The organism is Polaribacter sp. R77954, assembly GCF_044595335.1.
GTDB lineage: Bacteria > Bacteroidota > Bacteroidia > Flavobacteriales > Flavobacteriaceae > Polaribacter.
Genome location: NZ_CP138992.1, coordinates 999,754 through 1,012,520 on the forward strand (window position 1 = coordinate 999,754; position 12,767 = coordinate 1,012,520).

At 29.1% G+C, this 12,767-nt stretch carries 9 protein-coding genes and 1 pseudogene; 8 read left to right on the plus strand and 2 right to left on the minus strand.

Features of this window, described 5'->3' with window-relative positions; all coding sequences use genetic code 11:
- Positions 1–70: 70 nt before the first annotated feature.
- On the plus strand, positions 71–517 hold the full coding sequence (locus SJY27_RS04330) for a Fur family transcriptional regulator (protein ID WP_397447037.1): 447 nt from the start codon (positions 71–73) through the stop codon (positions 515–517).
- Positions 518–579: 62 nt separating this feature from the next.
- Positions 580–1,851, plus strand: a complete 1,272-nt coding sequence (locus SJY27_RS04335; protein ID WP_397447038.1) for an adenylosuccinate synthase — start codon at positions 580–582, stop codon at positions 1,849–1,851.
- 64 nt (positions 1,852–1,915) lie between these two features.
- On the opposite strand, the gene SJY27_RS04340 is transcribed toward SJY27_RS04335, so the two are convergent.
- A complete protein-coding gene (locus SJY27_RS04340) occupies positions 1,916–3,712 on the minus strand; it encodes a hypothetical protein (RefSeq protein WP_397447039.1) in 1,797 nt (598 codons plus the stop codon).
- A 283-nt stretch (positions 3,713–3,995) separates the two neighbouring features.
- On the opposite strand from SJY27_RS04340, the gene SJY27_RS04345 reads away from it, so the two are divergent.
- The 4 genes from SJY27_RS04345 (at position 3,996) to ttcA (ending at position 8,450) form a co-directional block, all read left to right on the plus strand.
- Positions 3,996–4,721: a DUF542 domain-containing protein gene (locus SJY27_RS04345; RefSeq protein ID WP_397447040.1), complete on the plus strand. Its 726-nt coding sequence runs from the start codon at positions 3,996–3,998 to the stop codon at positions 4,719–4,721.
- Positions 4,722–4,787: 66 nt separating this feature from the next.
- Entirely contained in the window at positions 4,788–6,434 is a 1,647-nt protein-coding gene (locus SJY27_RS04350) for an OstA-like protein (protein WP_397447041.1), read from the plus strand.
- 2 nt (positions 6,435–6,436) lie between these two features.
- Complete coding sequence (locus SJY27_RS04355) at positions 6,437–7,615, plus strand: aspartate aminotransferase family protein (RefSeq protein WP_397447042.1); 1,179 nt, start codon at positions 6,437–6,439, stop codon at positions 7,613–7,615.
- A 49-nt stretch (positions 7,616–7,664) separates the two neighbouring features.
- A complete protein-coding gene (gene ttcA, locus SJY27_RS04360) occupies positions 7,665–8,450 on the plus strand; it encodes a tRNA 2-thiocytidine(32) synthetase TtcA (protein ID WP_397447043.1) in 786 nt (261 codons plus the stop codon).
- Between the two features lie 19 nt (positions 8,451–8,469).
- Here the strand turns inward: ttcA and msrA are convergent, their stop codons facing one another.
- Entirely contained in the window at positions 8,470–9,144 is a 675-nt protein-coding gene (gene msrA / locus SJY27_RS04365; protein WP_397447044.1) for a peptide-methionine (S)-S-oxide reductase MsrA, read from the minus strand.
- A gap of 225 nt (positions 9,145–9,369) precedes the next feature.
- Here msrA and dnaX point away from each other — a divergent pair.
- A pseudogene (dnaX, locus tag SJY27_RS04370) lies at positions 9,370–11,057 on the plus strand (DNA polymerase III subunit gamma/tau).
- A gap of 58 nt (positions 11,058–11,115) precedes the next feature.
- Complete coding sequence (locus tag SJY27_RS04375; protein ID WP_397447045.1) at positions 11,116–12,765, plus strand: DNA mismatch repair protein MutS; 1,650 nt, start codon at positions 11,116–11,118, stop codon at positions 12,763–12,765.
- Positions 12,766–12,767 lie beyond the last annotated feature (2 nt).

Genomic DNA, 12,767 nt, shown 5'->3' on the forward strand with positions numbered 1-12,767 from the left:
ATCATTTTTACAAAAGTGTATTTTAATTCAGAAATAGCTGTAAATTTGTCTTTTCGTAAAATGTAAAACGATGAGTAGTTCTCAGGACAACCAAGAAATAGTTAAAAAAGTTTTTACTTCATATTTACAAGAGCATAAACACAGAAAAACTCCTGAACGTTATGCCATACTTCAAGAAATTTATGACGCAGAAGAACATTTTGATATAGAATCTTTGTATATTAAAATGAAAAACAAAAACTACAGAGTTAGTAGAGCAACATTATACAATACCATAGATTTACTTTTAGATTGCGGTTTGGTAAGAAAACACCAATTTGATGGCCAATCAATGGCACGTTATGAAAAGAGTTATTTTGATAAAAATCACGATCATGTAATTTTTACAGATTCTGGTGATGTAAAAGAATTTTGCGATCCAAGAATTCAAATCATCAAAAAAACCATAGAAGATATTTTTGATATCGATATTCATAATCATTCACTTTATTTTTACGGAACTAAAAAGAAAAAATAATTCAGTTTTCATACACTTTACAATACAACAAACAACACAAAAACAACAAATTAACACAACTAATGGCTGTAGATTTATTACTAGGATTGCAATGGGGAGATGAAGGAAAAGGTAAAATTGTAGATGTTCTTACCAAAAATTACGACATCATTGCACGTTTTCAAGGTGGCCCAAATGCTGGACACACTTTAATATTTGATGGAAACAAACATGTTTTACATACAATACCATCTGGAATTTTTCATAAAACAGCATTAAATGTTGTGGGTAATGGTGTGGTTATAGACCCTGTAATCTTTAAAAAAGAGCTAGAAAATTTAGACAAACATAATATAGATTACACATCTAAACTACTTATTTCTAGAAAAGCGCATTTAATTTTGCCTACTCATAGATTGTTAGATGCAGCTTCTGAAACATCTAAAGGTAAAGCTAAAATTGGTTCTACATTAAAAGGAATTGGCCCAACATATATGGACAAGACTGGTAGAAACGGAATGAGAGTTGGAGACCTTGAGTTAGTAAACTGGAAAGAAAAATATGATGCTTTAACAGAAAAGCATATTAAAATGTTAGAATTTTTTGATGTTCAAATTGAATATGACTTGCAAGAGTTAGAAGCTGAATTTAAAAAAGGAATTGACAAATTAAAAACACTTGAATTTATTGATAGTGAAGAGTTTTTAAACCAAGCTATAAAAGATAAAAAAACAATTTTGGCAGAGGGAGCACAAGGGTCTTTGTTAGATATTGATTTTGGTACGTATCCTTTTGTTACTTCATCTAATACAACTGCAGCTGGTGCTTGTACTGGCTTAGGTGTTGCACCAAACAGAATTGGTGATGTTTTTGGTATTTTTAAAGCGTACACAACTAGAGTTGGTTCTGGTCCTTTTCCTACAGAATTGTTTGATGAAGATGGAGCTACAATGGCTAAAGTTGGTCATGAATTTGGTGCAACAACTGGTAGGCCAAGAAGATGTGGTTGGTTAGATTTAGTGGCTTTAAAATATGCTGTAGATGTTAACGGAGTTACACAATTAATGATGATGAAAGGTGATGTACTTTCTGGTTTTGACACCTTAAAGGTTTGTACTTCTTATACTTATAAAGGTAAAGAAATTACGCATTTACCATATAATATAGAACCAGAAAATGTATCTGTAAATTATTCTGAATTTAGTGGTTGGGAAGATGATTTAACAAAAATGACCTCTGCAGATCAACTGCCTAAAAATCTATTAGATTATGTGGCTTTTATAGAAAAAGAAACAGGTGTACCTGTAAAGATTGTTTCTGTTGGGCCAGATAGAAAACAAACTATTACTAGATAATTTTTAGAACACCTTAAATAAAAAAAGCATCTTTTTAAAGTTTAAAAAGATGCTTTTTAATTTGTTAAATTTTTTCTATTTCTAAACCTATTCCTTGCAATTGTTTTTCTCTTATTTCTAAAGTTTCAATAACAAGTTCTTTAGTATCCTTAAACCTATCTTTTTGTTTTGAAAATAATTCAGTGTAATAGGTAATTCCTTCTTGAAGATTTTTACTAAATTTTTTCAAATAACGTTTTTGTTTTTTATCTAATGAAGTTTTTACATCTTCGAGTTTGTTTTCTAAATACTCAAAATACAAGTTTAATTCTTTTATAAACATATTAGGTCTATCAGCTTGTGCAATTACATTTTCTCTACCATAAATGTGATCGGTCATATTTTTTAAGCTCATTATTTTAGAATAATATGCCATATTGGGTCCAGGACAAACTGAAACACCATCACCTGTTTTTACAGTACTTGCCTTATTAATAAGTAATGCAGAAGTACCTAAACCAACACAAATACAAGATTTTTCGACAATTTCGTTGTATTTTTTTATTTTTTCTTCTTCAGCCAAAGGCTGGGTATCTAAATCTTTTAATTTTAAGTATTGATACTCTCTAGATGCTGTACACAAACCTGTATCTTTAAACTCTTTGTTTAAAGCCACAAATTTACTTGGACAAGAACTTCCTGGTCTATTTTTATCAATATTAATTTGTTTTTCAACATCTTTTGTGTTTCCTTTTAAGGTATTAAAAGGTACTCCCAAAGGTGATGTATTGCTCAAATACAAATCATCTTCTTTGGCTTTAGAAAGTTTTTCTAAAGTATCATCATCTACAGTAGTAGCCTCTGGCACTAACAAAAAAGGACTTCCCCAACCTACAGAATCAATATTATATTCTTCTAAAAGAAATGCTTGCTCCTCTTCTGTGCCAACACCACCTTGGGCTGTTATTTTTAAACTTAAATCTGTATGGGGTATTGTTTTGTTATCAAGTTTAAGGGCTGCAAATACCAGTTCTTGAAGTTGCATTTTTAACTCACTTCGTTTTTCTTTAAATTCTTTTAAAACAGGCCCCATTAAAAAACCATCTGTTGCAAATGCATGACCACCACAATTCAACCCAGATTCAATTCTAAATTCAGAAACCCATAAACCTTTTTTTGCTAAAATTTTTCCTTGAATAAAGGCAGAACGATAATCGCTTACTTTTAAAATAATTTTCTTTTTTATAAAACCATTAGCATTAGGGTAAAAATCTTTAAAATTACTGATGTACGAGTATAAACGAGAATTTAAGCCTGCAGAAAGCACTAAAGACGATGATAAATTACTTTGTGCATAACCTCTAAGAGCTGCGTGAGCATCATTATATTCTACAGGTAATTTTTCCTTATCAATATAATTATCTTTATCAATTTTAGTCATGATATTTACATCTATACTTCCCATAGTTAAATTTTTATTTGCCCATTTTTTTAATTGGGCAACACTAAAATCTGTAGAGATTAGGGCTTGAAAATCTTTTTTAAGCATTGAGTTCTCTGGAAGCATTTCTAAATAATCTTTTAATGCGTCTGTAGTTTCTGTAGTTACATTTTTTAAGGCATTAAACTTTTTTTCTGTTTGTTTATGAATAAAATTTAGGTAAGATGTAATTCTTTTTGCTCTAAAATCATCTACCTTATTAGATATTTCTGTGTAAGGAATTTCTAATTTTTCGCTATAAATTTTCCTCAACTTCTCTATTAAAATGTCATCTACTAAAGAAATTACAGAATCTATACCATATTGTGCTACTTTTAAAGGAGAGTCTATTGTAAATCCTATACCCATAACTGGGATATGGAATGTATGTGCGTTCTTCATTTTTAAATTTAATTATTTTACTAGTTTTAAATTCCACGCAATGTATTTATTAAATCAACTGCAAAAAATGATTATTATCATAGTAAAAAGAAGTATGCTTATAAAATAAATTCATTTTCTGCCTAATTTCTTATTAAGAAAACAAATATTTATAAATAACTATTATTTTATCAAACTAATTAAAAGTAGTAATGCAGATAATTTAGGTGCTTTTTATGAGACTGATAAAAATCATATTATTAACTAATATTTATTGCAAACTTCGCATAAAATATGATATAGCATGATACATTTAGAAAATAAAACCGTAGGAAATATCGTAACCGAAAATGTAAATACTGCAAAAATTTTTCAGAAATACAAAATTGATTTTGGCTTTCATGGAGATGTTGTGTTGAAAAAGGTTTGCAAAAAGAAAAAACTAAACATTGATCGTTTAATAACAGAATTAAACGCTGTTAACCCCAATAAATTCTATTTGAAAGACTATAATAATTGGAAATTGAATTTGCTTATTAGTTTTTTAATTGACATACACCACCACCATAAACAAGACGATATCTTATTGCTGAAAAAATTAGCAAATCAAGTGTATAAAAATTATGGCAATACCAATTTAAATATAAACCATTTAATACAAACTGTAATTTCAATTTCTGATGATTTGTTAGTGAAGATGAATTATGAAGAAACTATTATCTTCCCTCATATAAAAAAATTATTAGTTGCAAATTCAGAAGCAAACCATACCTGTTCTATATTTCCAGTTTTAAGTAATAATATTTCAACCATTGAAAAACAGCGATCTATAATTTCAGATAAATTTAATACAATTGTAAAGTTTACCAATGATTTTAAGTTGCCTGATAATGCCAGTAAAACCTTTCAGCTATTTTATCATAAATTAAAGCAGTTTCAATTTTATCTACAAGAGCATAATCATATCGAAAAAAACATTTTATTGCCAAAAGCACTAGAGTTAGAAGAATCCTTAGTGTATAAAAATTAAAATATTCACTTTTCTTTAATATCATACACTTATCTTTTCATTATTTTTGTGTCAAAACAACAACTTTTGAAAAGACTATTTTTCTTTTTGTTTACCACTTCTTTTTTGATTTCATTTTCTCAAGAAAAGTTGAAGGATGAACAACAAAAAAAAAGAATTGAATACAAAGCAGAAATTCAAGAAGCAGACGAAGAAAAATATCCAGGTGCAACTGTACTTATTGGAAATGTAAAAATGAAACATGCTGGCATACATTTAACCTGCCAGCAAGCACTGTATTACCGTAAACAAAATTTCTTTAAAGCCATAGGTAACGTACTTATTAAACAAGGAGATACTATAACACAAACTAGTGATTATGCAGATTATGATGCCAATGCTAAACAAGCACTTTCTTGGGGAAATGTAGTATTAACAGACCCAACAATGACGTTAACTACAGATACTTTACAGTTTGATAGAATCAATCAAAAACTCTACTATCAAAGTTATGCCACCATTAAAGATGCTACCAATACTTTAAAAAGTAAAAACGGAAATTATTATTTAGAGAACAAGAAATTTACAGCAACTACTAGAGTTACTGTGGTAAACCCAGAGCATCATTTGGCATCTAACCATTTAGATTATTACACAAATTCCGGTTTAACTTATCTTTATGGTCCTTCTACTATAACAAATACAGAAAACGAAAATAAACTATACTCAGAAAAAGGGTTTTACAATACCAAAACCGACATTTCTCACTTTACCAAAAACGCAAAATTATTCTTAAATGAACGCACCATTGAAGGAGATAGTTTGTATTACGATAAAAACCGAGGATTTGCCTCTGCAACCAACAATATTCAAGTAATTGATACCGTGCAAAATTTTGTGTCTAGAGGAAATTATGCTGAATTATTTGAGAAAAAAGACTCATTATATATCATAAAAAGAGCAGTTGCCATTTCTATTGTAGATAAAGATTCTATGTTTGTTCATGGAGATACTTTGTTGGTTACAGGAAAACCCGAAAAACGAATTATTAGAACATATCATAATGTAAAAATATTTAAATCTGATTTACAGGGCAAATGCGATTCTATTCATACCAACCAAGTAACTGGCTACACCAAAATGTATAGAAATCCTGTAATTTGGTCTGATAAAAATCAAATTACTGGAGATAGTATTTACTTACAGTCTAATGTAGAAACCGAAAAATTAGATTCTCTAAAGGTATTTAAAAATGCGTTTATTGTTTCTAAAGATTCTTTATCAGAAAATGATTTTAACCAAATTAAAGGAAGAGATATGTTTGGTAAATTCTACAATAATAAACTAAAACTATTACTTGTAAAAGGAAATGCAGAATCTGTCTATTTTAATAGAAATGAAGATACTAAATTATTAGAAACCATCACCAAAGAAATTTCTAGTAATATTGAATTCACTTTAGAGAATGGAGAAATTGAATCTATAAAATATCTAAAAGACTCTGATGGTCAAACATTTCCACCTTCTAAACTCCCTGATGAAGTTAGAAAATTAAAAGGATTTATTTGGCGCGAGAATGAGCAGCCAAAAAGGAAAGAAGATATTTTTATTAAAGATGGAATTAAAAAAGAAAATGACCAAAAAGAGCAACCCATAAAAGATAAAAAACAAAGCAAACCCAGTGCTGTTTTAGACAAAAAAAAGACGGCGAAATTACCTTTAAAAAAACAATAGTTTTGAAAGCAGATTTTTTTAAATACCAAGCTCAAACTACTCCTCACCCACTTGCTTTAGAAATTGCTTATGCTAAAGGTTCTTATATCTATGATATTTCTAAAAAAAAATATTTAGATTTTGTAGCGGGTGTTTCTGCAAATAGCCTGGGGCATAATCCTAAAAAAGTAACAAACGCAATAAAAAAACAACTAGATGCTTATGCACATGTAATGGTATATGGTGAGTTTGTACAAAAACCACAGGTAGATTTATGTAAATTATTAGCCTCTACTTTACCCAAAGATTTACAATCTGTGTACATTACCAATTCTGGAACAGAAGCTACAGAAGGTGCTTTAAAATTAGCAAAAAGAGTAACCAACAGAGCAGAAATTATAGCTGCAAAAAACTCTTATCATGGTAATACACAAGGTGCTATGAGTGTTTCTGGAGTAGATAAACAAAATGCAGCTTTTAGACCTTTAATACCTGGTAATAAGTTTATTACTTTTAATTGCGAGTTTTGTTTACAACAAATTACCCCTAAAACTGCAGCTGTAATTTTAGAAACCATACAAGGGGGTGCTGGTTTTATAGAACCTATTGATAACTATTTATTGAAAGTAAAAAAAAGATGTGAAGAGGTTGGAGCTTTGTTAATTTTAGATGAAATACAAAGTGGTATTGGACGAACAGGTACATTTTGGGGATTCGAAAATTATAATGTTGTTCCAGACATTATCATCACAGGAAAAGGTTTAGGTGGTGGTATGCCTATTGGTGCATTTATAGCATCATTTAAACACATGAACTTGCTTAAAGACAATCCTAAACTTGGGCATATTTCTACATTTGCTGGGCATCCAGTAATTGCTGCTGCAGGTGTTGCCACTGCTACAGAAATTTTAGAAAAAAATCTACTTTCAGAAAGTTTACGAAAAGAAAAAATAATAAGAACACAGCTGCAACACAAAGCCATTTTAGAAATTAGAGGACGAGGGTTAATGTTAGCTGCAATTGTAGACACCCCAGAGTTAGCTGCAAAAATTGTATTTAAATGTTTAGATAAGGGTTTGATTTTATTTTTCTTGTTATTTGAAGCAAGAGCTCTTAGAATTACACCACCATTAACCATTTCTGATGATGAACTTTTAGAGGGCTGCAACATTATTCTAGAAGCCATAGAAGAAATTATTTAATTCTTGTTTTTCACTTTATTTATTGCTGTAAACCATTATTTTTGCAAAAATGGAACACATTAAACAAACTACAAAAAAATTACAAAAAGCAATCGCTAAAGCTATTCAAGAATTTAAAATGATTGAAGAAGGCGATAAAATTATGGTGTGCTTATCTGGTGGTAAAGACAGTTACACCTTGTTAGACATGTTGTTGTATTTTCAAAAAGTAGCCCCTATTTCTTTTGATTTAATTGCGGTTAACTTAGATCAAAAACAACCTGGTTTTCCAGAAGAAATATTACCAAATTATCTTACAGATTTAAAAGTAAACTATAAAATTATAGAAAAAAATACTTACAAAATTGTAATGGATAAAACTCCAGAAGGTAAAACAACTTGCAGTCTGTGTTCTCGATTACGAAGAGGAACCTTGTATGAAGCAGCTAAAGATTTAGGTTGCAACAAACTTGCTTTAGGACATCACTTAAATGATATTTTAGAAACATTTTTTCTAAACTTATTTTTTTCGGGTAAATTAGAAACTATGCCTCCAAAATTTAAAAATGACGCTGGAGATTTAGTAGTTTTAAGGCCATTGGCTTTTTGCAAAGAAAACGATATTGAAATCTATTCAAAATTTAAAGATTATCCTATAATACCTTGTAATTTATGCGGATCTCAAGAAAATTTACAACGCAAAAAAGTAAAACAAATGATTACAGACTGGGAAAAAGATTTTCCGAACAGAAATGCTATTATGATAAATGCATTACAAAACGTATTCCCTTCTCATTTATTAGATAAAAACCTATTTGATTTTGATAATTTGAACATAAATCAGCCAACAGTTTAAAATAGTTACATTGTAAATTTTAATGTTTATCTTTATGCTTTAACAAACCAGGAAACTTACTTTTAAATTTATTTAATCTTGGTATAGAAACCGCTTTTACATATCCTTGATTAGGATTTCTTTTTTCAAAATCTTGATGATATTCTTCTGCTTTATAAAACTTTGTATGCTTGGTAACCTCTGTAACTATTTTACCATCATAAATATCTTTATTTAATTGAGCAATTTTATTTTCTATAATTTGCTTTTCTACATCAGTTTCATAAAATGCTATAGATCTGTATTGTGTACCATAATCTGGATGTTGGCCATTTTTAGTTGTTGGATTGTGTGAACCAAAAAAAACCGTAACTAAAGTTTTAAAACTAACTTTCTGAGGATTGTAATATACAGCCACAGTTTCTGCATGCCCAGTTTTACCAGTACCTATAGATTGGTAAGTAGGATTTTTAGTTTGCCCACCTGCATAACCAGAAACAGCTTCTTCTACTCCTTCTACACTTTCAAAAATTGCCTCTACACACCAAAAACAACCGCTTGCAAAATAGGCTACTTTTGTATTTTGTGTTGGTGTATAAACTGCTTTAATTTCATTTTGTTCTTGTGCAGAACCTTTGTCTTTTTTTGAAAACCCTAAACAAGAAAACAGGGACAAAGAAAAAACAATAGCAAATACTGATTTTGATAATTTCATATATAATTTGGTGTATTAAAAGTTAAAAATTGCACCTCAAATATTGCATTGTATTTTCAGTGCAATTTTCGGAACTTTTAATTCGAACTTGATTAGGTTTCGAATATTTATTAAGTCGTAAAATTACGAATGATTTTACAGATGTTTACAACTTTAGCATTTTGTTAAGAATTGATGTTGTAGAAACCCAAACAGAATCTTACTTTTGTATGGTTAATTAGAATAATGGAGCATTTTATAGTATCAGCACGAAAATACAGACCTCAAAACTTTGAGGATGTTGTTGGGCAACAAGCCATAACAAATACCTTATTAAATGCTATACAAAATAATCATTTAGCACAAGCATTGTTATTTACAGGACCAAGAGGTGTAGGTAAAACATCATGTGCAAGAATATTAGCAAAAAAAATAAATCAGCAAGAAGTAAAAGTTTCTGATGATGAAGATTTTGCCTTTAATATTTTTGAGCTAGATGCTGCTTCTAATAATTCAGTTGATGATATTCGTAGTTTAACAGATCAGGTTCGTATACCACCTCAAACTGGTAAGTACAAAGTTTATATTATTGATGAGGTACACATGTTATCTCAAGCTGCTTTTAATGCATTTTTAAAAACGTTAGAAGAACCACCTGCACATGCTATTTTTATTTTAGCAACAACAGAAAAGCATAAAATTATACCTACCATTTTATCTCGTTGTCAAATTTTTGATTTTAAACGAATTGGTGTTTTAGACGCCAAAAACTATCTAAAAACCATTTGCGAAAAAGAAAATATTATTGCAGAAGATGATGCTTTGCATATTATTGCACAAAAAGCAGATGGAGCAATGCGTGATGCTTTATCTATTTTTGATAGAGTAGTTAGTTTTTCTGGTAAAAATTTAACTAGAGAAGCTGTTACAGAAAATTTGAATGTATTAGATTACGATACTTATTTTAATATGACAAATTTATTGCTAGAGAATAAAATTCCAGATGTATTGAATGCATTCAACACAATATTAGCAAAAGGTTTTGAAGGCCATCATTTTATAAATGGATTAGCGAGTCATTTTAGAGATTTATTAGTAGCTAAAGATAAAGTAACCTTAGATTTATTAGAAGTTGGTGATGCTGCTAAAAAGAAATACTTAGAGCAATCTATAAAAGCTAGCATTCCGTTTTTAATGCAATCTATTAATAAAGCAAATGATTGCGATTTAAATTACAGAGCAAGTAAAAACCAACGATTGCTGGTCGAATTGACCCTAATGCAGATTGCCTCTATCACTTTTGATGGAGAAAAAAAAAGCCAGCTAATTACATAATTCCGGCTACATTTTTTCAAGCGCTTTCTCCTGCTAAAAAAACAGTTGCAAAACCTCTTCAAAAAACGGTTACACCTACAAAAACTGAAAAGGTTGAAGCACCTAAACCAAAGCCAAAAACTCCGATATTACAATCTGCCAGAAGAAGAACATCTTCTCTTTCTTTAAAAAGTATTCATCAGAAAAAAGAAATAAAAAAATCTGAAATTGAAGAAAATTTTGACAATCACCCTAAGGATGCTTTTACGCAAGAAAAATTAGAAAAACTTTGGAAAGAGTATGTTGTTTTACTTCAAAAAAAAGGGCAGAGAAGTATGGCTTCTATTGTTGCTACGAATCAACCAAAACTAGAAAATGATTTTAAGATTTCATTTTCTATACCCAATAAATTGATGCAAGACCAGTTTCAGAAAGGAAGACCGAAGTTATTAGGTTTTTTAAGGGAACAGCTTAATAATTACGGTATTGAAATCATTGCAAATTTGAATGAAAAAATAGAGAAAAAATTTGCTTACACCAATCAAGAAAAGTTTAAAAAATTAGCAGAAAAAAATCCTCTATTAGAAAAACTACGCCAAACTTTTGAATTGGATTTGTAACAAAAATAGTTTTTGCTACACTTATAAATAAGTCTTTAACTTAACTGCTTACCAACTTATGAATTACTTTTTTGGCATTGCTTTTATTGCAGTTATTTGGTTTCTAATCCGTAATGAAATTAGAAAAAAGAATCTTAAAAAGTTTAAAGCTGAGCTTCATCATAATTGGGGAAAACACAAAAAGAAAGCCTATTATAACTTTTTTGTAATCGGAAAATATTTCCATAATAATGCGCATAAAAAAGATGCTTACCACCTCATCTCAGAAAAAAGTAAAACGGACTTTGATATTGATGAAATCTTTCAATTTTTAGATAGAACTTCATCAAAAATTGGGCAACAATATTTATACTTTAAATTAAGAACTATTGGCGGTATTAAAGAACTACTTCAATTTAATGAACTTGTAACTATATTTCAAGAAGACAAAACATTAAGCGTTAATTGCCAAATAGCACTTTCTAAACTCAATAATAATGATGCCTATTATTTAGAGGAGTTGATTAATGGTAAACAACTAGAAAAACCAACCTATTTGTGGTTGATTAAGTTGCTTAGCATTTTGGCAATACTTTTTATTAGTTTATCTTTTTATCACCCAGCATTTGGACTTCTATTGATACCCATCTGTGCTACAAACATGGTTTTTCATTACAAAAACAAGCATAGTGTGAGTTACTATTTAAATGGTGTTACTCAATTATCTAAGGCATTAAAAGTTAGTAAAATCCTCATCAAAAACAAAAAAATTAAATATCATTTTAATGATTTATCATTTATTGCTCGTATCAAATCCATCAAATTTAAAACCGAGTTTATTGCTTTTGAAAAAAATGTAAGTAATGAATTTTTATTTGCTTTTTGGTTTATTTTTGAGTTAATTAAAGTGATGTTTAATATTGAATATTTAATGTTCAATAGCTTTTTAAAATCCATATCTAAAGAAAAAAAAAGTATAGAAAAGTTATTTCTTTTTATTGGTGAAATTGATACTGCAATTGCTACAGCTTCTTTAAAAGCTGGTAATTTACAGATTTGTAGTCCTAGTTTTACCAATGATTTTAGTTTTAATGTTGCCGGAATTTATCACCCTTTAATAGACAATTGTATAGAAAACAACTTGAATTTAAAAAGTAAAAGTATGTTACTTACAGGCTCTAACATGTCTGGCAAAACTACTTTTATTAGAACAGTTGCAGTGAATAGTATTTTAGCACAAACGTTGCATTTTTGTTTTGCAAAAAGTTATACTGCACCTTTTTATAAACTCTATTCTTCTATTCGAATTTCTGACGATTTACTAGATCAAACCAGTTATTATTTGCAAGAAGTTTTAACTATAAAAGAATTAATTGAAGCTTCTAAAAACACATTTCCTTGTCTTTTTGTGCTAGATGAAATTTTTAAAGGAACCAATACTGTAGAAAGAATTTCTGGCGGAAAAGCTATATTATCTTACCTAAATAAAAAACAGCATACTGTGTTAGTTTCTACACATGATATTGAACTCACCGAATTTTTACAAAAAGAGAATTATAACTTATATCACTTTAGTGAACATATTAAAAATGAGCAACTTATTTTTGATCATAAATTAAAATTAGGGAAACTAAAAACTAGAAACGCTATTCAAATTTTAGAAATTTATAATTATCCTAAAGAAGTTATAAAAGACGCTAAAGATATTGAAAATAATTATTTTTCGTAATT